Raw genomic sequence first — 21,697 nt, 5'->3', positions numbered from 1 at the left:
CCCCATGATTCTGGCGTGGGCGCTCAGCGTCCTGCTCGTCATCGCACTGGCCGGAGCGACGCTCGCGGTGATCGCGCTGCGGAAGCAGAGCGCGGACGACTCCGAGCGGGAGGGTGCGATGAAGGCCGGCCGGCAACTGGCCCTCGACTTCACCACCTACGACTACAACACCTGGGACGCCGACTCGAAACGGGTGCTGGACGACTCGACCGGGCAGTTCAAGCAGGAGTTCCAGTCCGGCATCGACGCGGTGAAGACCGACGTGGTGACCAACAAGGCGACGTCCAAGGGTGACGTGAAGGAGGCCGCGGTGGTCTCGAACGACAAGGACTCCGCTCAGGTGCTGGTGATCGTGAACGCGGTCGTGACGAACACGGCCTCGGCCGACGGTGTCGAGCGCCGCTACCGGATCAAGCTGGACATGGTCCGCGAGAAGGACCGCTGGCTGACCGCCGACCTCCAGGTGGTGGGCTGATGCCGGACCGCTCCCGCAACCGCCCGCGCATCGCCGGTCAGCGCCGTACCTCGGGTACGGCGCTCGACGAAGTGACAACGAACGACACCGAAACGACCGAAGAGGCGTTCGCACCGGCTTCGGAGGATGTGACCCCAGCCACATCGACGCCTCCGGAGGCCCCCGCGGAGGAGATTTCCGAGGCGCCGACGGTTACGGACGGTGACACGAAGCGCGGTCTGGGCCGGATGCTGACCGTGGCCCTCGGGGTGGCCGTCGTCCTGGTGCTGACCGTCGCGGTGGTGCTCGGGATCAAGGCATGGCAGGGCAAGCAGGCCGAGGACGCCCGCGACCAGGCCGCCGCGGCCGGTCGGAAGGCGGCCGAGACCGCGCTCAGCTACGACTACCGGGACCTGGACAAGAGCTTCGCCGCGGCCCGGGCGACGATGACCCCGGAGTTCGCCGGCAAGTTCGACGAGACCGCGAAGGTGGCCGGCGAGCTGGCCACCAAGACCAAGGCGACGGTCAAGGCCGACGTCCGCGAGGTCGGGGTCCGCGACGGCGACGCCGACCGGGTCACGCTGATCATCTTCGTGAACCAGACCACCACCAGCACGATCACGCAGGGTAAGCCCCGGGTGGATCTGAACCGGACCCGGTTCACGATGGTCCGAAAGGACGGCCAATGGCTGGTCCAGGAGATCGCCGGACTGTAGTCTCTTTGTGACTCCGCACCAGCAGGACGCCGGGCGGCTCGCGGGTGATCTACCCGCTGGAGACCCCGGGTCGGTCCTTGACGGAGAGGGTGGTCCGACGGCATAGTGTTGGACCCCATTGGACAGGCTTGCCTGGAACATGTAACCTATTGCTTTGCGCTGCCTTTACTTACACCCTGGCTCGGGTCTCGACTTGACTAGGGTGGTTCGGCGTGCGCTCCCAGCACCGAAGTGATTTCTGCGAGCCCGTGGAAGGACGCCCCTTGGTCGCCTCGCGCAACCCCCAGTCCGACAGCATTTCCGACGTTTCCGGCTCACCACGCCGCATCTCCTTCGCAAAGATCTCCGAACCTCTCGAGGTTCCGGATCTGCTTGCGCTGCAGGTGGACAGTTTCGACTGGCTGGTCGGCAACGAAACGTGGCAGGCCCGTGTGGCCGCCGCCGAGGCCGAGGGACGGACCGAACTGTCCGGCCCGTCCGGCCTGGAAGAGATTTTCGAGGAGATCTCCCCGATCGAGGACTTCAGCGGCACCATGTCGCTGTCGTTCCGCGACCACCGCTTCGAGCCTCCGAAGAACACGGTCGACGAGTGCAAGGAGCGGGATGTCACCTACTCCGCGCCGCTGTTCGTCACCGCCGAGTTCATGAACAACGAGACCGGCGAGATCAAGAGCCAGACCGTCTTCATGGGTGACTTCCCGCTGATGACGCGCAAGGGCACCTTCGTCATCAACGGCACCGAGCGTGTCGTGGTGTCCCAGCTCGTCCGCTCGCCCGGTGTGTACTTCGAGCGCACGCCGGACAAGACGTCGGACAAGGACATCTTCACCGCCAAGATCATCCCGTCGCGCGGCGCGTGGCTGGAGTTCGAGGTCGACAAGCGCGACATGGTGGGCGTGCGGCTGGACCGCAAGCGCAAGCAGAACGTCACCGTGCTGCTCAAGGCGCTCGGCTGGACCGACGCGCAGATCCTGGAGGAGTTCGGCGACTACGAGTCGATCCGGCTCACCCTGGAGAAGGACCACACCTCCGGGCAGGACGACGCGCTGCTGGACATCTACCGCAAGCTGCGGCCGGGCGAGCCGCCGACGCGGGAGGCCGCGCAGGCGCTGCTGGACAACTACTACTTCAACGGCAAGCGCTACGACCTGGCCAAGGTCGGCCGCTACAAGATCAACAAGAAGCTCGGCCGCGACGAGGCCCACGACACCGCGGTGCTGACGATCGACGACATCGTCGCCACGATCAAGTACCTGGTGGCACTGCACGAGGGCAAGACCGAGCTGCCCGCGCCGACCGGTGAGATCGTCGTCGAGGAAGACGACATCGACCACTTCGGCAACCGCCGGCTGCGCACCGTCGGCGAGCTGATCCAGAACCAGCTGCGCACCGGCCTGGCCCGGATGGAGCGCGTGGTCCGGGAGCGGATGACGACCCAGGACGTCGAGGCGATCACGCCGCAGACCCTGATCAACATCCGTCCGGTGGTGGCGGCGCTGAAGGAGTTCTTCGGCACCTCCCAGCTGTCCCAGTTCATGGACCAGACCAACCCGATCGCGGGTCTGACCCACAAGCGCCGCCTGTCGGCCCTTGGCCCGGGTGGTCTGAGCCGCGAGCGGGCCGGCTTCGAGGTTCGCGACGTGCACCCGTCCCACTACGGCCGGATGTGCCCGATCGAGACCCCGGAAGGCCCGAACATCGGTCTGATCGGCTCGCTCGCGACGTACGGCCGGGTGAACCCGTTCGGCTTCGTCGAGACGCCGTACCGCAAGGTCGTCGACGGCCAGGTCACCGACCAGGTGGACTACCTGACCGCGGACGAGGAGGACCGGTTCGTCATCGCGCAGGCGAACGCCGCGCTGACCGACGACGACCGGTTCGCCGAGGACCGGGTGCTGGTCCGCCGGCGCCACGGTGAGGTCGAGCTCGTGCTGGTCGAGGACGTGGACTACATGGACGTCTCGCCGCGCCAGATGGTGTCGGTGGCGACCGCGATGATCCCGTTCCTCGAGCACGACGACGCCAACCGCGCCCTGATGGGCTCCAACATGCAGCGCCAGGCCGTTCCGCTGATCACCGCGGACGCCCCCCTGGTCGGTACCGGCATGGAGTTCCGCGGTGCGGTCGACGCCGGTGACGTGGTGGTGGCCGACAAGGCCGGCGTGATCAAGGAGGTGTCGGCCGACCTGATCGAGGTCGCCGCCGACGACGGTACGTACCAGACCTACCGGCTGGCGAAGTTCCGCCGCTCGAACCAGGGCACCTGCATCAACCAGCGCCCGCTGGTCGACGCCGGGCAGCGGGTCGAGGTCGGCACGCCGCTGGCCGACGGTCCGTGCACCGACGAGGGTGAGATGGCGCTCGGCCGCAACATGCTGGTCGCCTTCATGCCGTGGGAGGGCCACAACTACGAGGACGCGATCATCCTCTCCCAGCGCGTCGTCCAGCAGGACCTGCTGACCTCGATCCACATCGAGGAGCACGAGGTCGACGCTCGCGACACCAAGCTGGGCCCGGAGGAGATCACCCGGGACATCCCGAACGTCTCCGACGAGATGCTGGCCGACCTGGACGAGCGCGGCATCATCCGGATCGGCGCCGAGGTCACCACCGGCGACATCCTGGTCGGCAAGGTCACGCCCAAGGGTGAGACCGAGCTGACCCCGGAGGAGCGGCTGCTCCGGGCGATCTTCGGTGAGAAGGCGCGGGAGGTCCGCGACACCTCGCTGAAGGTGCCGCACGGCGAGGAGGGCACCGTCATCGGTGTCCGGGTCTTCGACCGCGACAACGGCGACGAACTGCCGCCGGGCGTCAACCAGCTGGTCCGGGTGTACGTCGCCCAGAAGCGCAAGATCTCGGTCGGCGACAAGCTGGCCGGCAGGCACGGCAACAAGGGCGTCATCTCCAAGATCCTGCCGGTCGAGGACATGCCGTTCCTCGAGGACGGCACCCAGGTCGACATCATCCTGAACCCGCTGGGCGTGCCCGGCCGGATGAACGTCGGTCAGGTGCTGGAGACCCACCTCGGCTGGATCGCCAGCCGCGGCTGGGAGGTCGACCCGGAGAACACCGAGGAGTGGGCCCAGCGGCTGATCAAGATCGGCGCCGGATCCGCGGCTCCGATGACCAATGTCGCCACCCCGGTCTTCGACGGCGCCAAGGAGGAGGAGGTCACCGGCCTGCTCGGCTCCACGCTGCCGAACCGCGACGGTGTCCGGATGGTCGACGGCTCGGGCAAGGCCCGGCTGTTCGACGGCCGTTCGGGTGAGCCGTTCCCGGAGCCGGTCGGCGTCGGCTACATGTACATGCTGAAGCTGCACCACCTGGTCGACGACAAGATCCACGCACGGTCGACCGGTCCGTACTCGATGATCACGCAGCAGCCGCTGGGCGGTAAGGCCCAGTTCGGCGGCCAGCGGTTCGGCGAGATGGAGGTGTGGGCCCTGGAGGCCTACGGTGCCGCCTTCGCGCTGCAGGAGCTGCTCACGATCAAGTCGGACGACGTGGTCGGTCGCGTCAAGGTGTACGAAGCGATCGTCAAGGGCGAGAACATCCCGGAGCCGGGTATCCCGGAGTCCTTCAAGGTTCTGGTCAAGGAAATGCAGTCCCTGTGTCTGAACGTGGAAGTGCTCTCGTCCGACGGAAGCCGGGTCGAGATGCGCGACAGCGAGGAGGACGTCTTCCGTGCAGCGGAGGAACTGGGCATCGATCTGTCCCGGCGTGAGCCGAACAGCGTCGAGGAGGTCTGAGCGGGTTGCCGCTTGAGATCAACAACCAACTCACTCAGACCATTTTTAGCAACGGGAGATAACACATCGTGCTCGACGTGAACTTCTTCGACGAGCTTCGGATCGGCCTGGCGACCGCGGATGAGATCCGCCAGTGGTCGCACGGCGAGGTCAAGAAGCCCGAGACGATCAACTACCGGACGCTCAAGCCCGAGCGTGACGGCCTTTTCTGCGAGAAGATCTTCGGTCCCACCCGGGACTGGGAGTGCTACTGCGGCAAGTACAAGCGCGTTCGCTTCAAGGGCATCATCTGCGAGCGGTGTGGCGTCGAGGTCACCCGCTCCAAGGTGCGCCGTGAGCGGATGGGCCACATCGAGCTGGCCGCCCCGGTCACCCACATCTGGTACTTCAAGGGTGTCCCGTCGCGGCTCGGCTACCTGCTCGACCTCGCCCCGAAGGACCTCGAGAAGGTCATCTACTTCGCGGCGTACATGATCACCGACGTCGACGAGGAGGCGCGGCACCGCGACCTCTCGTCGCTGGAGGGTCGCACCGACGTCGAGCGCAAGCAGCTCGAGAACCGGCGCGACAACGACATCGAGCAGCGGATGAAGAAGCTCGAGGAGGACCTGGCGCAGCTCGAGGCCGAGGGCGCCAAGGCCGACGTACGGCGCAAGGTCAAGGAAGGCGCCGAGCGTGAGGTCAAGCAGCTGCGCGACCGTGCGCAGCGCGAGATCGACCGCCTCGACGAGGTCTGGACCCGGTTCAAGAACCTGAAGGTCCAGGACCTGGAGGGCGACGAGATCCTCTACCGCGCCATGAAGGAGCGGTTCGGCAAGTACTTCGAGGGCGCCATGGGTGCCGCCGCGATCCAGCGCCGGCTGGAGACCTTCGACCTGAAGGCCGAGGCGGACAACCTGCGCGAGACGATCAAGACCGGCAAGGGCCAGCGCAAGACCCGCGCCCTGAAGCGGCTCAAGGTCGTCACCGCGTTCTTGGCCACCAACAACAGCCCGATGGGCATGGTGCTCGACTGCGTTCCGGTGATCCCGCCGGACCTGCGGCCGATGGTCCAGCTCGACGGTGGCCGGTTCGCCACCTCGGACCTGAACGACCTGTACCGCCGGGTGATCAACCGGAACAACCGGCTCAAGCGACTGCTCGACCTGGGCGCGCCGGAGATCATCGTCAACAACGAGAAGCGGATGCTGCAGGAGGCCGTCGACGCGCTGTTCGACAACGGCCGCCGTGGTCGTCCGGTCACCGGCCCGGGCAACCGGCCGCTGAAGTCGCTGTCCGACATGCTCAAGGGCAAGCAGGGTCGCTTCCGTCAGAACCTGCTGGGCAAGCGCGTCGACTACTCGGGCCGTTCGGTCATCGTGGTCGGCCCGCAGCTGAAGCTGCACCAGTGCGGTCTGCCGAAGGCGATGGCGCTGGAGCTGTTCAAGCCGTTCGTGATGAAGCGGCTGGTCGACCTCAACCACGCGCAGAACATCAAGTCCGCCAAGCGGATGGTCGAGCGTCAGCGCGCCCAGGTCTGGGACGTGCTGGAAGAGGTCATCACCGAGCACCCGGTCCTGCTCAACCGTGCACCAACCCTGCACCGGCTGGGCATCCAGGCGTTCGAGCCGCAGCTGATCGAGGGCAAGGCGATCCAGATCCATCCGCTCGTCTGCTCCGCGTTCAACGCGGACTTCGACGGTGACCAGATGGCGGTGCACCTGCCGCTGTCGGCCGAGGCGCAGGCCGAGGCCCGGATCCTGATGCTGTCGACGAACAACATCCTGAAGCCGGCCGACGGCCGTCCGGTCACGATGCCGACGCAGGACATGATCATCGGCATCTACTTCCTGACCATGCTGAAGGAGGGCGCACTCGGCGAGGGCCGGGCGTTCAGCTCGGTGGCCGAGGCGCTGATGGCGTTCGACCGCAACGAGCTGTCGCTGCAGGCCAAGGTCACGCTGCGGCTGGACGAGTCCGGCGTACCGGCCGGTGCCGCCGAGCGTGCCGACGGCGGGTTCGCGCTGGAGACCACGCTGGGCCGGGCGCTGTTCAACGAGGCGCTGCCGCAGGACTACCCGTTCGTGGACGTCGAGGTCGGCAAGAAGCAGCTGGGCGGGATCGTCAACGACCTGGCCGAGCGGTACTCCAAGGTCGAGGTCGCCAACGCCCTCGACGCGCTGAAGGACCTCGGTTTCCGCTGGGCCACCCGCTCGGGTGTCACGGTGTCGATCGACGACTTCAGCACGCCGCCGAGCAAGCCGGAGATCATGGCTCGCTACGAGTCGCAGGCCGAGAAGGTCCAGAAGCAGTTCGAGCGAGGTCTGATCACCTCGTCCGAGCGGCGCCAGGAGCTGATCGAGATCTGGACCGGCGCCAACGCCGAGGTCGGCAAGGCCATGGAGGAGAACTTCGAGAAGGCCAACCCGATCTGGATGATGGTCCACTCGGGTGCCCGAGGCAACATGATGCAGATCCGGCAGATCGCCGGTATGCGTGGCCTGGTGGCCAACCCGAAGGGCGAGATCATCGCCCGGCCGATCAAGTCCAACTTCCGCGAGGGTCTGTCGGTGGTCGAGTACTTCATCGCCACCCACGGTGCCCGGAAGGGTCTGGCCGACACCGCGCTGCGGACCGCCGACTCGGGGTACCTGACCCGTCGTCTGGTGGACGTGTCGCAGGACGTGATCATCCGCGAGGAGGACTGCGGGACCGAGCGGGGTCTGCCGAAGAAGATCGGCGAGAAGGACCCGTCGGGCAAGGTCGTGCACGCCGAGAACGTGGAGACCAGCGCCTACGCACGGACCCTGGCCGGCGACGTCAGCGACGCCGACGGCAACCTCGTCCTCGAGTCCGGCGCCGACCTGGGCGACGTGTCGATCGCCAAGCTGGTCGCGGCCGGGATCGAAGAGGTCAAGGTCCGCTCGGTGCTCACCTGTGACGCCAAGACCGGGACCTGCGCGAAGTGCTACGGCCGTTCGCTGGCGACCGGCAAGCCGGTCGACATCGGCGAGGCCGTCGGCATCATCGCGGCCCAGTCCATCGGTGAGCCGGGTACGCAGCTGACGATGCGTACCTTCCACACCGGTGGTGTCGCGGGTGATGACATCACCCACGGTCTGCCGCGTGTGGTCGAGCTCTTCGAGGCCCGTCAGCCCAAGGGCAAGGCGCCGATCGCCGAGGCCGCGGGCCGGATCGCGATCGAGGACACCGACAAGACCCGGAAGCTGGTGCTCACCCCGGACGACGGTTCCGAGGAGGTCGCCTACCCGGTGTCGAAGCGTGGCCGCCTGCTGATCGAAGAGGGTCAGCACGTCGAGGTCGGCCAGCAGTTGACGCAGGGTACGCCGGACCCGCAGGAGGTGCTGCGGATCCTCGGCGTACGCAAGGCGCAGGAGCACCTGGTGGACGAGGTCCAGGAGGTGTACCGGTCGCAGGGTGTGGCCATCCACGACAAGCACATCGAGATCATCGTCCGGCAGATGCTGCGCCGGGTCACGGTGATCGAGTCGGGCGACGCCCAGCTGCTGCCGGGTGAGCTCGCGGACCGGATCATGTTCGAGGCGGAGAACCGTCGCGTCGTGGCTGAGGGCGGTACGCCGGCCTCCGGTCGTCCGGTGCTGATGGGTATCACCAAGGCCTCGCTGGCGACCGAGTCGTGGCTGTCGGCCGCCTCCTTCCAGGAGACGACCCGCGTCCTCACCGAGGCCGCGATCCACGGCAAGTCCGACTCGCTGGTCGGTCTGAAGGAGAACGTCATCATCGGCAAGCTGATCCCGGCCGGTACGGGCATGGACCGGTACCGCAACATCCGGGTGGAGCCCACCGAGGAGGCGAAGGCCGCGATGTACTCGATGGTCGGCTACGAGTCGTACGACTACGACTTCGGCCCGTCCACCGGTCAGTCGGTCCCGCTCGACGACTTCGACCTCGGTTCCTACCAGAACTGAGCCAAGTCACCCCCTGACCGGGGCGGTGGGGCGGGGAAGAAGCAATACCGAGGGCGGCACTCCCATAGGGGGTGCCGCCCTCGCGGCGTTCCGGGGTTCAAACGCTTGGCTGACAGGGGATTCCGGCGTTCTGGGCGAGCTCGTACGGCGGTCTGCCGAAGACACTCGGGGTGGCGGCTGAAAGTGTCCGGCGGATGCGCCAAGATTGGGGCATGACGGATCTCCCGGCCTATCTGCGGCCCTTTGTCCTGGGAGTTTTGGACGGGCCCGACGTGCGGGTGGACAGACTGGGAGAGATCGACTTCTATCGCCCGGCCGGGACTGCCCGGACCGGGGCGGTGCTGTTCGTGCACGGGGGTCCTGGGCCAGCCGGCCTCGAGGTGATGCCGCGGGACTGGCCGGTCTACCGGGGGTACGCGACCGCAGCCGCCAGGCGAGGCCTGGTGGCCGCTGTCGTCGACCACAGCCTGATCCACGGCCTCGACCGCCTGGTCACCGCCGCGGACGAGGTGGAGGCCGCGGTCGGCGTCCTGCGTTCCGATCCACGCGTCGACCCCGATCGGGTCGGCCTGTGGTTCTTCTCCGGCGCCGGCCTGCTGGCGGGGGAGTGGCTGGACAGCCGCCCCGACTGGCTGCGGTTCGTCGCCCTGTCCTATCCCCTGCTCGCCACCCCGCCCGGTGTCGACGATCTGGTAAACGCCGCCGAAGTGATCGGCAAACACAAGGATCTGCCGGTGCTGCTGACCAGAGCCGGGCTCGAGCGCGAGGAGCTCGCCGGCCCGGTCGCGGAGTTCGTTTCCGCGGGTGGCAGCTCGCTGGACATCATCGACGTACCGAAAGGGCACCACGGGTTCGACATGCTCGACCACACCGAAGAGTCACGCGCCGCCGTCACCAAGGCTCTGGACTGGGCGATCGCCCACCTGGGCGAGGAGCCCGGCGGCGAGGAGAAGTTGCTCGTCCCACCCCCGCCGCCGGCCAAGAAGACCACGACCACCCGCCGCAGGACACCTGCCGCCAAGCCCGCCGCGGCGGTCAAGGAAGCACCGGCAGTTGCTGAACCCGCCAGTCAGCAGGTGCCCACTCCTACTCCCACCCCTGCCGCGACCATGGCCCCGCTGGCCGACGTGGGCGCCGCCACCATCGCCGCTGTCACGGCGGATACGCCCGCCGCGCGCGTCGTCGGGCGCGAGCACGCCGCGTACGCCGCTCACGACCTGGAGGCGTTCCTGGCGATGTACTCGCCGACCGCGCGGATCCAGCTCGTGGACGGGACCGAGCTGAAGGGCCGCCGGTTCCTGCGCGAGCACTACCGGCCGCGGTTCGACGCCGGACGCTGCAAGACCGAGGTGGTGCAGAAGCTGATGCTCGGCGATTGGGTGGTCGAGCACGTCCTGGCCTACGACACCGGCGAACCGGCCGCCCAGCTCGCGCTCTACCGCGTCGCCGACGGATTGATCACCGAAGTCGAGTTCCGTGCCTGAACCGATCGACCATCTCTCCGAGTTCGAGCGGACGGCCGCGGAGGTCGCGGCCGTGCTCGACCGGGTGGACCCGGCCGCTATGGTGCCGAACTGCCCGGGCTGGACGCTCGCCGACCTGGCCATGCACCTCGGTTCGGGGCAGCGCTGGGCCGCGTCGATCGTGCTCAGCGGCATCTCCCAGAAGCGCCCGGAAGTCCTGCGTACGACGATCTCCTGGTCCGACTGGTATGCCGGTACGACCGCCGCACTGGCCGCCGCGCTCCGGGCGGTCGATCCGGACGAACCGTGCTGGAACTTCGCGCCGGTGGATCAGCGGGCGGGATTCTGGTCCCGTCGGCGCATGCATGAGACGGTCATCCATCTCGTGGACGCCGTACAGGCTGAAGCCCGGGAGGCCACTGGTCTGGACGTGATACCTGCCGAGATCGCGGCCGACGGGGTGGACGAGGTGTTCGGGGTGTTCCTGCCCCGGATGCTGGCCCGCGGTGCGAAGCCGGCGGTCACCCGCCAGGTCGGCGTACGCGCGATCGACACGGGCGACGAATGGACGCTGACGCCTGTGTCTGAAGGGGATCGGCCGCAGGTGAAGCGGGGGAAGGCAGCCGGCGAGGCGGTCCTCTCGGGGACCGCGGCAGGGCTGGACCTCTGCCTCTGGAAGCGCTTGCCCGCGGACGTTCTGGAGGTCGAGGGGGACCACTCGGTGGCAGCCGCTTTCCTGGCTGGTAAGACCACTCCGTAGAGCCTGTAGACTGAAGAAGCGGAATGGCCTCTGCGCCGGTCGGGTAGTCATTTTGACCGTGCTTGAGGCAGCCGCTAGTCTTAACGATCGTGCCCGGGTCATCCTGGGCCGTCATGCGTGCCCCTCGTCGAACCGGGTCTGCGCGCGTGGCACGGGACTCCTGCCGACAGTCTGGAAGATTACGGCTTCGGTACGCCCGTGCGCACGCGACACACCCGACCGCGGGGGTCAGGCAAGCAACAGCAGAGAGATAGCCGGACGACAGAAAGAGACCTACGCGGTGCCCACCATTCAGCAGCTGGTCCGCAAGGGCCGCCAGGACAAGGTGTCCAAGAACAAGACGCCCGCCCTGAAGGGTTCCCCTCAGCGTCGCGGTGTGTGCACGCGCGTCTACACGACTACGCCGAAGAAGCCGAACTCGGCGCTTCGGAAGGTCGCGCGTGTCCGCCTGACCAGCGGCATCGAGGTCACCGCGTACATCCCCGGCGTCGGCCACAACCTGCAGGAGCACTCGATCGTGCTCGTCCGCGGCGGTCGTGTGAAGGACCTGCCCGGTGTCCGGTACAAGATCATCCGCGGTTCGCTCGACACCCAGGGTGTGAAGAACCGCAAGCAGGCCCGCAGCCACTACGGCGCGAAGAAGGAGAAGAGCTAATGCCGCGCAAGGGCCCCGCCCCGAAGCGCCCGGTCATCATCGACCCGGTCTACAGTTCGCCGCTCGTCACCCAGTTGATCTCCAAGATCCTGGTCGACGGCAAGAAGCAGATCGCGCAGAGCATCGTCTACAACGCGCTCGAGGGCACCCGCACCAAGACCGGCACGGACCCGGTGATCACGCTGAAGCGTGCGCTGGACAACGTGAAGCCGAGCATCGAGGTGAAGAGCCGCCGCGTCGGTGGCGCCACCTACCAGGTGCCGATCGAGGTCAAGCCCGGTCGCTCGACCACGCTCGCCCTGCGCTGGCTGACGTCGTACTCCCGTGCGCGTCGCGAGAAGACCATGTCCGAGCGACTGATGAACGAGATCCTGGATGCCTCCAACGGCCTGGGAGCCTCGGTGAAGCGCCGCGAGGACACGCACAAGATGGCCGAAGCCAACAAGGCTTTCGCCCACTACCGCTGGTGATCCGGGGTCCGATCCGGACCCCAGCGCTCACCCCTTTGACGCAGTACAGAATCGAGAGGTAGACCACCGAGGTGGCCGTACAAATCACCACCGACCTGGCCAAGGTCCGCAACATCGGGATCATGGCTCACATCGACGCCGGCAAGACGACGACGACCGAGCGGATCCTCTTCTACACCGGTATCACCTACAAGATCGGTGAGGTCCACGACGGCGCCGCCACGATGGACTGGATGGAGCAGGAGCAGGAGCGCGGCATCACGATCACGTCCGCCGCGACGACCTGCACCTGGAAAGACCACACCATCAACATCATCGACACCCCGGGCCACGTCGACTTCACCGTCGAGGTGGAGCGTTCGCTGCGCGTCCTCGACGGTGCCGTCGCGGTGTTCGACGGTGTCGCCGGCGTGGAGCCGCAGTCGGAGACCGTATGGCGCCAGGCGGACCGGTACGGCGTACCGCGGATCTGCTTCGTGAACAAGCTGGACCGGACCGGCGCGGAGTTCATGCGCTGCGTCGACATGATCGTCGACCGGCTGGCCGCGGTGCCGCTGGTGCTGCAGCTGCCGATCGGTGCGGAGGCGGACTTCATCGGCGTCGTCGACCTGATCGGGATGCGCGCGCTGACCTGGCGCGGCGAGACCACGATGGGTGAGGACTACACCGTCGAGGAGATCCCGGCCAGCCACACCGAGATCGCCGCCGAGTGGCGCGACAAGCTGATCGAGACGCTGGCCGAGGCCGACGACGAGATCATGGAGATGTACCTGGAGGGCGACGAGCCGAGCCAGGAGCAGATCGTTGCGGCCATCCGGCGGGCGACCATCGCCAGCAAGCTGACCCCGGTGCTGACTGGTACGGCGTTCAAGAACAAGGGCGTCCAGCCGCTGCTCGACGCGATCAACGCGTTCCTGCCGAGCCCGCTCGACGTTCCGGCCATCGAGGGCCACGACGTCAAGGACAGCGACAAGGTCGTCCTGCGCAAGCCGGACGACAGCGAGCCGTTCTCGGCGCTGGCGTTCAAGATCGCGGCGGACCCGCACCTGGGCAAGCTGACCTTCATCCGGGTCTACTCCGGCAAGCTGGAGACCGGCACCCAGGTCCTGAACCCCACCAAGGGGCGCAAGGAGCGGATCGGCAAGATCTACCGCATGCACGCGAACAAGCGTGAGGAGATCGCGTCGATCGGCGCCGGCCACATCGTCGCCGTGATGGGTCTGAAGGACACCACCACCGGTGAGACGCTGGCCGACCCGGCCAAGCCCGTCGTGCTGGAGTCGATGCAGTTCCCGGCCCCGGTCATCTCGGTCGCCATCGAGCCCAAGTCGAAGGGCGACCAGGAGAAGCTGGGCGTCGCGATCCAGCGGCTCGCCGAGGAGGACCCGACCTTCCAGGTCCGGACCGACGAGGACACCGGCCAGACCATCATCGCCGGTATGGGCGAGCTGCACCTCGAGGTGCTGGTCGACCGGATGAAGCGCGAGTTCCGGGTCGAGGCCAACGTCGGCAAGCCGCAGGTCGCCTACCGCGAGACCATCAAGAAGAAGGTCGAGAAGGTCGACTACACGCACAAGAAGCAGACCGGTGGTTCGGGTCAGTTCGCGCGCGTGATCATCGACATCGAGCCGACCAGCGTCGAGGCCGGTGGTGAGGGCGGGTACGAGTTCGTCAACGCCGTCACCGGTGGCCGCATCCCCCGGGAGTACATCCCGTCGGTCGACGAGGGCGCCCAGGAGGCGATGGAGTTCGGCGTACTGGCCGGCTACCCGATGGTGGACGTCAAGGTGACGCTGCGAGACGGCGCCTACCACGACGTCGACTCCTCCGAGCTCGCGTTCAAGATCGCCGGTTCGATGGCCTTCAAGGATGCCGCCCGCAGGGCGACCCCGGTCATCCTGGAGCCGATGTTCGCGGTCGAGGTCATCACGCCCGAGGACTACATGGGTGAAGTGATCGGCGACCTCAACTCACGCCGCGGCCAGATCCAGTCGATGGACGAGGGCCCCGGTGGCAGCCGGGCCATCAAGGCCCTGGTGCCGTTGTCCGAGATGTTCGGGTATGTCGGTGACCTGCGGTCCAAGACCCAGGGCCGCGCGTCCTACTCGATGCAGTTCGATTCCTACGCCGAGGTTCCGAAGAACGTGGCGGAAGAGATCATCAAGAAGGCCCGGGGCGAGTAGTCTCTCGCATCCGGACCAACCACCCACAGCGCGTCGGCGTACGGCGTAGTCAACATTTACTAGGAGGGCCCCAGTGGCGAAGGCGAAGTTCGAGCGGACTAAGCCGCACGTCAACATCGGCACCATCGGTCACATCGACCACGGTAAGACCACTCTTACCGCGGCGATCACCAAGGTGCTGCACGACAAGTACCCGACCCTCAACGAGGCGTCGGCCTTCGACCAGATCGACAAGGCGCCCGAAGAGCGTCAGCGCGGTATCACCATCTCGATCGCGCACGTCGAGTACCAGACCGAGGCCCGGCACTACGCCCACGTTGACTGCCCGGGGCACGCGGACTACATCAAGAACATGATCACCGGTGCGGCCCAGATGGACGGCGCGATCCTGGTCGTCGCCGCCACCGACGGCCCGATGCCGCAGACGCGTGAGCACGTGCTGCTCGCCCGCCAGGTCGGCGTGCCGGCCATGGTCGTGGCGCTGAACAAGTGCGACATGGTCGACGACGAGGAGATCCTGGAGCTCGTCGAGCTCGAGGTCCGCGAGCTGCTCTCGGAGCAGGAGTTCGACGGCGACAACGCCCCGGTCATCAAGGTCGCGGCGCACCCGGCACTGCAGGGTGACGCGAAGTGGGGCGAGTCGATCCTCGAGCTGATGGACGCGGTCGACTCCTACATCCCGCAGCCGGTCCGCGAGGTCGACAAGCCGTTCCTGATGCCGGTGGAGGACGTCTTCACCATCACCGGTCGCGGCACGGTCATCACCGGCCGGATCGAGCGCGGTGTCGTCAAGATCAACGAGACCGTCGACATCGTCGGCATCCGTCCGGAGAAGCAGACCACCACGGTCACCGGCATCGAGATGTTCCGCAAGCTGCTGGACGAGGGTCAGGCCGGTGAGAACGTCGGTCTGCTGCTGCGTGGCACCAAGCGCGAGGACGTCGAGCGCGGCATGGTCGTCATCAAGCCGGGCACCACGACCCCGCACACCAACTTCGACGCCTCGGTCTACATCCTGTCGAAGGAGGAGGGCGGCCGTCACACGCCGTTCTTCCAGAACTACCGCCCGCAGTTCTACTTCCGCACCACGGACGTCACCGGCGTCGTCACGCTGCCCGAGGGCACCGAGATGGTCATGCCGGGCGACAACACCGACATGTCGGTCGAGCTGATCCAGCCGATCGCCATGGAAGAGGGTCTGAAGTTCGCGATCCGCGAAGGTGGCCGCACCGTCGGCGCCGGCCGGGTCACCAAGATCATCAAGTGATCTCACGAGGTCCGCGAGGGCTCGCACGCTGAGCCCCCGCGGACCTCTGCTTTGCGCCTGATCCGGCGCTCAGGTGGGGCCGGATCAGGCGTGAGGCCACCCGATTGGCGTTCCGGCGCCGATCTCTGGCACAATGTTCAGGTTGCTCAGGCGAGGCCGCCGGGGCGCGCCCCAGACTATGTCTGGCGGGTGCGCCGGACCGGAGACCATGCCGAGGTTCCGGTCCGAGACCGGGCCCCGATCACCAATCCAGGTCGATGAAGCGGTGGGTCACGCGCGTGCCGCGCACGCGACACACCCGACCGCGGGGGTCGGAGCAACGCAACGAAGACGATAGAGAAGGACGAAGCGAAGCGATGGCGGGACAAAAGATCCGCATCCGGCTGAAGGCCTACGACCACGAGGTCATCGACAGCTCGGCGCGCAAGATTGTCGACACGGTGACGCGTACTGGTGCGAAGGTTGCTGGCCCGGTGCCGTTGCCGACGGAAAAGAACGTGTTCTGCGTCATCCGCTCGCCGCACAAGTACAAGGACAGCCGCGAGCACTTCGAGATGCGCACCCACAAGCGGCTCATCGACATCATCGACCCCACGCCGAAGACCGTCGACTCGCTGATGCGGCTCGACCTGCCGGCCGGCGTCGACATCGAGATCAAGCTCTGAGGGACGCGAACAACCAATGAGCCCCACTGTGAACACTTCCAAGAACACGCGCGGTCTGCTGGGCACCAAGCTCGGCATGACCCAGACCTGGGACGAGAACAACCGTGTCGTCCCCGTCACCGTGATCCAGGCCGGCCCCTGCGTCGTGACCGAGGTTCGCACCTCGGACAGCCACGGGTACGACGGTGTCCAGATCGCCTTCGGCGACATCGACCCCCGCAAGGTGACCAAGCCGATGCGCGGTCACTTCGACAAGGCCGGCGTGACGCCGCGGCGCCACCTGCTGGAGCTGCGCACCGCCGACGCCAGCGAGTACACGCTGGGCCAGGAGATCAAGGCCGAGGCCTTCGAGGCCGGTGAGCGGGTCGACGTTTCCGCCACCAGCAAGGGCAAGGGTTTCGCCGGTGTGATGAAGCGGCACGGCTTCCACGGCCTGCGCGCCACCCACGGTGTGCACAAGAAGCACCGCTCGCCGGGCTCCATCGGTGGCTGCGCCACCCCCGGTCGCGTCTTCAAGGGCCTGCGGATGGCGGGCCGGATGGGCGCCGAGCAGATCACCACGCAGAACATCAGCGTGCACGCGATCGACACCGAGCGCGGCCTGATCCTGCTCAAGGGTGCCGTTCCCGGCCCCAAGGGCGGCCTCGTGCTGATCCGCAACGCCGCGAAGGGAGCTGCCAAGTGAGCACCGTCGACGTCGTCGTCGTGAAGGGCGACAAGGTCAGCAAGAAGGGCTCCGCCGAGCTTCCGGCCGAGCTGTTCGACGTCCAGGTCAACATCCCGCTGATCCACCAGGTCGTGGTGGCCCAGCTGGCCGCGGCCCGCCAGGGCACGGCGAAGGCCAAGAGCCGGGGCGAGGTGTCCGGCGGTGGCGCCAAGCCGTACCGCCAGAAGGGCACCGGTCGCGCCCGCCAGGGCTCGACCCGCGCGCCGCAGTTCACCGGTGGTGGCGTCGTCCACGGCCCGGTGCCGCGCGACTACAGCCAGCGGACCCCGAAGAAGATGATCGCCGCCGCGCTCCGCGGTGCGCTGTCCGACCGGGCCCGCGACGGCCGCGTGCACGTCGTGGAGAAGTTCGTCGCCGGCGACAAGCCGTCCACCAAGGCCGCGCTGAACGTGCTGGCCGAGGCCGCCGAGCCGGGCAAGGTCCTGGTCGTGGTCGAGCGTGCCGACGAGCTCACCTGGCTCAGCCTGCGCAACGTGCAGCACGTGCACCTGATCGCCGCCGACCAGCTGAACGCGTACGACGTTCTGGTCAGCGACGCGGTCGTGTTCACCCAGCCGGCGCTGGAGGCCTTCGTGGCCGGTGCGCCGAAGGGCAAGTCCGTCAAGGCCGTCGCCACGTCGACTGAGGCCGAGGAGGTAGAGGCATGAGCCACGGAGTCAACAAGGACCCCCGCGACGTGCTGCTCCGGCCGGTCGTGAGCGAGAAGAGCTACGGCCTGCTGGACGAGCAGAAGTACACGTTCGAGGTCGCACCGGATGCCAACAAGACCGAGATCAAGCTCGCGGTCGAGAAGGTGTTCAAGGTCAAGGTCAACGACGTCAACACCCTCAACCGCAAGGGCAAGCGCCGCCGCACTCGTGCCGGCTGGGGCAAGCGCCCGGACACCAAGCGAGCGATCGTGACCCTCAAGGGCGACGACCGCATCGACATCTTCGGAGGCCAGTCGTAATGGGAATCCGCAAGTACAAGCCGACGACGCCGGGCCGCCGTGGCTCGAGCGTGGCCGACTTCGTCGAGCTCACCCGTTCGACCCCCGAGAAGTCGCTGCTGCGCCCGCTGCCGAAGAAGGGCGGCCGGAACAACACCGGCAAGATCACCACCCGGCACCACGGTGGCGGTCACAAGCGGGCGTACCGGCTGATCGACTTCAAGCGGTACGACAAGGACGGCGTGCCGGCCAAGGTCGCCGAGATCGAGTACGACCCGAACCGCACCGCGCGGATCGCGCTGCTGCACTACGTCGACGGCGAGAAGCGCTACATCCTCGCCCCGTCGAACCTGAAGCAGGGCACGATCGTCGAGAACGGCCCGGCCGCCGACATCAAGATCGGCAACAACCTGCCGCTGCGCAACATCCCGGTCGGCTCCACGGTGCACGCCGTCGAGCTGCGCCCGGGCGGCGGCGCGAAGATGGGCCGCTCGGCCGGTGCCAGCATCCAGCTGGTCGCGAAGGAAGGCCGGATGGCCACCCTGCGGATGCCGTCCGGCGAGGTCCGGATGGTCGACGTGCGCTGCCGCGCCACCCTCGGTGAGGTCGGCAACGGCGAGCAGTCGAACATCAACTGGGGCAAGGCGGGCCGGATGCGCTGGAAGGGCAAGCGCCCGACCGTCCGTGGTGTCGCGATGAACCCGGTCGACCACCCGCACGGTGGTGGTGAGGGCAAGACCTCGGGTGGTCGCCACCCGGTGTCCCCGTGGGGTCAGCCTGAGGGCCGCACCCGCACCCGCAAGGAAAGCGACCGCATGATCGTCCGGCGCCGCAAGGCCGGCAAGAAGCGCTGATAGGAGCCGGCCAGAATGCCACGCAGCCTGAAGAAGGGCCCGTTCGTCGACCACCACCTGGCCAAGAAGGTGGAGGTGCAGAACGAGAAGGGCACCAAGAACGTCATCAAGACCTGGTCCCGCCGATCGATGATCGTGCCGGACATGATCGGCCACACGATTGCGGTGCACGACGGCCGCAAGCACGTGCCGGTGTTCGTGACGGACGCGATGGTCGGGCACAAGCTCGGCGAGTTCGCCCCGACCCGGACGTTCAAGGGTCACGAGAAGGACGACCGGAAGTCACGGCGTCGCTGACCGCGTGTCAGTGACGAAGCGATAGCAACCTACGGAGAGATTCGAACATCATGAGCGTTCAAGAGCGTAGGGCCGTCAGTGCCCGTCGCGAGAGCCTGCTGGGCGACGAGCCCGGGGCCTTCGCGGTCGCGCGCTTCGTCCGCGTGACGCCGATGAAGGCGCGCCGCGTGGGCGACCTGGTGCGCGGTCTGGGCGTCGACGACGCACTCGCCACTCTGAAGTTCGCCCCGCAGGCCGCTGCCGCGACCGTGTACAAGGTCGTCGACAGCGCCGCGGCGAACGCCGAGGGCACCGAGCACCTGAGCCGGGCCGACCTGGTCGTGGCGAAGGTCCTGGTGGACGAGGGTCCGACGCTGAAGCGTCACCGCCCGCGTGCCCAGGGCCGGGCCACCCGGATCGACAAGCGGACCAGCCACATCACCGTCGTGGTCGCGCCGCGGGTCGAGGACGAGCCGGTCGAGAAGAACCCGGCTCCGGCGAAGAAGTCCGCCAAGAAGGCGGACACGGCCAAGAAGGCGCCGGCGAAGAAGGCCGCGGCCGACCAGGCCGAGGCCGCCGAGAAGCCGGCCAAGAAGGCGACCGCCAAGAAGTCGGCCGCCAAGAAGGCCACCGCTGAGAAGAAGGAGTCCTGACTGTGGGACAGAAGGTAAACCCGCACGGGTTCCGTCTCGGCATCAGCACCGATCACAAGAGCCGCTGGTACGCCGACAAGCTGTACAAGGACTACGTGGGCGAGGACGTCAAGATCCGCCGCCTGCTGAGCAAGGGCATGGAGCGCGCCGGCATCTCCCGCGTGGAGATCGAGCGCACCCGTGACCGGGTCCGGGTCGACATCCACACCGCCCGTCCGGGCATCGTCATCGGTCGCCGCGGCGCCGAGGCGGACCGGATCCGGGGCAGCCTGGAGGAGCTCACCGGCAAGCAGGTGCAGCTGAACATCCTCGAGGTGAAGAACGCCGAGGTCGACGCCCAGCTGGTCGCGCAGGGCGTGGCCGAGCAGCTGTCCGGCCGCGTGGCGTTCCGCCGCGCGATGCGCAAGGCGATGCAGACCACCATGCGTGGCGGCGCCCTGGGCATCCGGATCCAGTGCTCTGGCCGGCTCGGTGGCGCGGAGATGTCGCGGTCCGAGTTCTACCGCGAGGGCCGGGTGCCGCTGCACACGCTCCGCGCGGACATCGACTACGGCTTCTACGAGGCCCGCACGACCTTCGGCCGGATCGGCGTGAAGGTCTGGATCTACAAGGGCGACGTCGCCGGCACCCGCGCCGAGCGCGAGGCGCAGGCCGCTGCCCGCGCCGCTACCCAGCAGCGTGGCCGTCCGGCCCGCCGTGACGGTGGCGACCGCGGCGACCGTGGTGGTCGCGGTGGTGACCGTGGCGGTCGTCGTGACGACCGTCGCGACGGCGGCGCCCGGAACGAGGCCCCGAAGGCCGAGGCCGCTCCGGCGGCCGAGAAGCCGGCCGAGACGACCGGAACGGAGAGCTGAACCGTGCTCATCCCCCGCAAGGTCAAGCACCGCAAGCAGCACCACCCGAAGCGCTCCGGCGCGGCCAAGGGCGGTACCACGCTGGCGTTCGGTGACTTCGGTATCCAGGCGCTGGAGAACCACTACGTCACCAACCGGCAGATCGAGGCCGCGCGTATCGCGATGACCCGGCACATCAAGCGTGGCGGCAAGGTGTGGATCAACATCTACCCGGACCGTCCGCTGACCAAGAAGCCGGCGGAGACCCGGATGGGTTCCGGTAAGGGTTCGCCGGAGTGGTGGATCGCCAACGTGAAGGCCGGCCGCGTGCTGTTCGAGCTCTCCGGCGTACCGGAGGACATCGCTCGCGAGGCCATGCGCCGCGCGATTCACAAGTTGCCGATGAAGTGCCGCTTCATCTCCCGAGAGGCAGGTGAGAACTGATGGCTACCACCGTGACCGCAGCCGAACTGCGCAATCTCGGCAAGGACGAGCTGATGTCGAAGCTCGGTGAAGCCAAGGAGGAGCTGTTCAACCTCCGGTTCCAGGCTGCTACGGGTCAGCTGGAGTCCCACGGCCGGCTGCGCGCCGTTCGCAAGGACATCGCCCGCATCTACACGGTGCTGACCGAGCGGGCGCTCGGCATCACCGACGAGGTCGAGGAAACGGTCGAGGCGGCTGACGCCACGCCCGAGGTCGAGACCGACGAGGCGGACGACAGCGAGAAGGCCGAGGCGAAGGCATGACCGAGAACGCGAAGGACGAGACCGTGAGCACGACCACCACCGAGACGCGAGGCCGCCGGAAGACCAAAGAGGGCCTGGTGCTGAGCGACAAGATGGACAAGACCGTCACGGTCGAGGTCGAGGACCGGGTCAAGCACAAGCTCTACGGCAAGGTCATCCGGCGCACCAGCAAGCTGAAGGCGCACGACGAGCAGAACGCCGCCGGTATCGGCGACCGCGTCCTCCTGATGGAGACCCGGCCGCTGTCGGCGACCAAGCGCTGGCGCGTCGTCGAGATCCTCGAGAAGGCCAAGTAGTAGTTCCGGTCCCAGACCGGCAACCAATCGAAATCATTCGTTCCGCAAGGCTCACAGCTTGTGAGAACCAGCG

At 67.4% G+C, this 21,697-nt stretch carries 21 protein-coding genes; all 21 read left to right on the top strand.

The genetic code is table 11. The features are described from left to right. The first annotated feature begins 4 nt into the window (after positions 1-4). The 21 genes from OG555_RS07925 to rpsQ all read left to right on the top strand — a co-directional run bounded on the left by OG555_RS07925 (position 5) and on the right by rpsQ (position 21,624). Positions 5-475 carry a hypothetical protein gene (locus OG555_RS07925; protein WP_329482156.1) on the top strand — a complete coding sequence of 157 codons (471 nt, stop codon included), beginning with the start codon at positions 5-7 and terminating at the stop codon, positions 473-475. Continuing rightward, positions 475-1,170, top strand: a complete 696-nt coding sequence (locus tag OG555_RS07920) for a hypothetical protein (protein WP_329482155.1) — start codon at positions 475-477, stop codon at positions 1,168-1,170. Before OG555_RS07925 ends, OG555_RS07920 begins: the two co-directional genes overlap by 1 nt. Positions 1,171-1,433: 263 nt before the next feature. Beyond that, entirely contained in the window at positions 1,434-4,919 is a 3,486-nt protein-coding gene (gene rpoB, locus OG555_RS07915; RefSeq protein WP_329482154.1) for a DNA-directed RNA polymerase subunit beta, read from the top strand. A 68-nt stretch (positions 4,920-4,987) separates the two neighbouring features. Beyond that, the gene (locus OG555_RS07910) at positions 4,988-8,848 is read left to right on the top strand and encodes a DNA-directed RNA polymerase subunit beta' (protein ID WP_329482153.1); all 3,861 of its coding nucleotides are present in this window, start codon (positions 4,988-4,990) and stop codon (positions 8,846-8,848) included. A gap of 212 nt (positions 8,849-9,060) precedes the next feature. Then, positions 9,061-10,332: a nuclear transport factor 2 family protein gene (locus tag OG555_RS07905; protein ID WP_329482152.1), complete on the top strand. Its 1,272-nt coding sequence runs from the start codon at positions 9,061-9,063 to the stop codon at positions 10,330-10,332. Further along, positions 10,325-11,071 carry a maleylpyruvate isomerase family mycothiol-dependent enzyme gene (locus OG555_RS07900; protein WP_329482151.1) on the top strand — a complete coding sequence of 249 codons (747 nt, stop codon included), beginning with the start codon at positions 10,325-10,327 and terminating at the stop codon, positions 11,069-11,071. The genes OG555_RS07905 and OG555_RS07900 overlap by 8 nt, the downstream gene beginning before the upstream one ends. Before the next feature lie 280 nt (positions 11,072-11,351). Further along, positions 11,352-11,726 (top strand): 30S ribosomal protein S12, encoded by a 375-nt coding sequence (gene rpsL / locus OG555_RS07895; RefSeq protein WP_328526112.1) that lies wholly within the window; start codon positions 11,352-11,354, stop codon positions 11,724-11,726. Continuing rightward, a complete protein-coding gene (gene rpsG / locus OG555_RS07890; protein ID WP_130384648.1) occupies positions 11,726-12,196 on the top strand; it encodes a 30S ribosomal protein S7 in 471 nt (156 codons plus the stop codon). The genes rpsL and rpsG overlap by 1 nt, the downstream gene beginning before the upstream one ends. Positions 12,197-12,318: 122 nt before the next feature. Then, a complete protein-coding gene (gene fusA, locus OG555_RS07885; RefSeq protein WP_329484783.1) occupies positions 12,319-14,379 on the top strand; it encodes an elongation factor G in 2,061 nt (686 codons plus the stop codon). A gap of 73 nt (positions 14,380-14,452) precedes the next feature. Further along, positions 14,453-15,646, top strand: coding sequence for an elongation factor Tu (tuf, locus tag OG555_RS07880; RefSeq protein WP_329482150.1), 1,194 nt, complete (start codon positions 14,453-14,455; stop codon positions 15,644-15,646). 356 nt (positions 15,647-16,002) lie between these two features. After that, positions 16,003-16,311, top strand: a complete 309-nt coding sequence (gene rpsJ / locus OG555_RS07875) for a 30S ribosomal protein S10 (protein ID WP_012923688.1) — start codon at positions 16,003-16,005, stop codon at positions 16,309-16,311. A gap of 28 nt (positions 16,312-16,339) precedes the next feature. Next, a complete protein-coding gene (gene rplC / locus OG555_RS07870; RefSeq protein ID WP_442914489.1) occupies positions 16,340-16,996 on the top strand; it encodes a 50S ribosomal protein L3 in 657 nt (218 codons plus the stop codon). Further along, positions 16,993-17,685 (top strand): 50S ribosomal protein L4, encoded by a 693-nt coding sequence (gene rplD / locus OG555_RS07865; RefSeq protein ID WP_329482148.1) that lies wholly within the window; start codon positions 16,993-16,995, stop codon positions 17,683-17,685. Before rplC ends, rplD begins: the two co-directional genes overlap by 4 nt. Continuing rightward, the gene (gene rplW / locus OG555_RS07860; RefSeq protein WP_329003464.1) at positions 17,682-17,987 is read left to right on the top strand and encodes a 50S ribosomal protein L23; all 306 of its coding nucleotides are present in this window, start codon (positions 17,682-17,684) and stop codon (positions 17,985-17,987) included. Before rplD ends, rplW begins: the two co-directional genes overlap by 4 nt. After that, positions 17,987-18,820 (top strand): 50S ribosomal protein L2, encoded by an 834-nt coding sequence (rplB, locus tag OG555_RS07855; protein ID WP_328526116.1) that lies wholly within the window; start codon positions 17,987-17,989, stop codon positions 18,818-18,820. Before rplW ends, rplB begins: the two co-directional genes overlap by 1 nt. Before the next feature lie 15 nt (positions 18,821-18,835). After that, the gene (gene rpsS, locus OG555_RS07850; RefSeq protein ID WP_130441496.1) at positions 18,836-19,117 is read left to right on the top strand and encodes a 30S ribosomal protein S19; all 282 of its coding nucleotides are present in this window, start codon (positions 18,836-18,838) and stop codon (positions 19,115-19,117) included. A 50-nt stretch (positions 19,118-19,167) separates the two neighbouring features. Then, positions 19,168-19,749, top strand: coding sequence for a 50S ribosomal protein L22 (rplV, locus tag OG555_RS07845; RefSeq protein WP_405069308.1), 582 nt, complete (start codon positions 19,168-19,170; stop codon positions 19,747-19,749). A gap of 2 nt (positions 19,750-19,751) precedes the next feature. Continuing rightward, positions 19,752-20,603: a 30S ribosomal protein S3 gene (gene rpsC, locus OG555_RS07840; protein ID WP_328526117.1), complete on the top strand. Its 852-nt coding sequence runs from the start codon at positions 19,752-19,754 to the stop codon at positions 20,601-20,603. Between the two features lie 3 nt (positions 20,604-20,606). Continuing rightward, positions 20,607-21,026 carry a 50S ribosomal protein L16 gene (gene rplP / locus OG555_RS07835; protein WP_134107178.1) on the top strand — a complete coding sequence of 140 codons (420 nt, stop codon included), beginning with the start codon at positions 20,607-20,609 and terminating at the stop codon, positions 21,024-21,026. Then, positions 21,026-21,328 carry a 50S ribosomal protein L29 gene (gene rpmC, locus OG555_RS07830; RefSeq protein WP_329482147.1) on the top strand — a complete coding sequence of 101 codons (303 nt, stop codon included), beginning with the start codon at positions 21,026-21,028 and terminating at the stop codon, positions 21,326-21,328. The genes rplP and rpmC overlap by 1 nt, the downstream gene beginning before the upstream one ends. Before the next feature lie 23 nt (positions 21,329-21,351). Next, complete coding sequence (rpsQ, locus tag OG555_RS07825) at positions 21,352-21,624, top strand: 30S ribosomal protein S17 (protein WP_442914521.1); 273 nt, start codon at positions 21,352-21,354, stop codon at positions 21,622-21,624. The last annotated feature ends 73 nt before the right edge of the window (positions 21,625-21,697 follow it).

The organism is Kribbella sp. NBC_01484, from assembly GCF_036227145.1.
GTDB lineage: Bacteria > Actinomycetota > Actinomycetes > Propionibacteriales > Kribbellaceae > Kribbella.
This window is presented reverse-complemented; position numbering and strand designations above follow the sequence as displayed.

Coding starts and splice junctions, on each gene's coding strand:
- fusA (WP_329484783.1), top strand. CDS start 12,319: ATGGCTCACATCGACGCCGGCAAGACGACGACGACCGAGCGGATCCTC.
- rpsS (WP_130441496.1), top strand. CDS start 18,836: ATGCCACGCAGCCTGAAGAAGGGCCCGTTCGTCGACCACCACCTGGCC.
- rpsG (WP_130384648.1), top strand. CDS start 11,726: ATGCCGCGCAAGGGCCCCGCCCCGAAGCGCCCGGTCATCATCGACCCG.
- rplV (WP_405069308.1), top strand. CDS start 19,168: ATGAGCGTTCAAGAGCGTAGGGCCGTCAGTGCCCGTCGCGAGAGCCTG.
- rpmC (WP_329482147.1), top strand. CDS start 21,026: ATGGCTACCACCGTGACCGCAGCCGAACTGCGCAATCTCGGCAAGGAC.
- rplB (WP_328526116.1), top strand. CDS start 17,987: ATGGGAATCCGCAAGTACAAGCCGACGACGCCGGGCCGCCGTGGCTCG.
- OG555_RS07925 (WP_329482156.1), top strand. CDS start 5: ATGATTCTGGCGTGGGCGCTCAGCGTCCTGCTCGTCATCGCACTGGCC.
- OG555_RS07905 (WP_329482152.1), top strand. CDS start 9,061: ATGACGGATCTCCCGGCCTATCTGCGGCCCTTTGTCCTGGGAGTTTTG.
- rpsJ (WP_012923688.1), top strand. CDS start 16,003: ATGGCGGGACAAAAGATCCGCATCCGGCTGAAGGCCTACGACCACGAG.
- OG555_RS07920 (WP_329482155.1), top strand. CDS start 475: ATGCCGGACCGCTCCCGCAACCGCCCGCGCATCGCCGGTCAGCGCCGT.
- rplW (WP_329003464.1), top strand. CDS start 17,682: ATGAGCCACGGAGTCAACAAGGACCCCCGCGACGTGCTGCTCCGGCCG.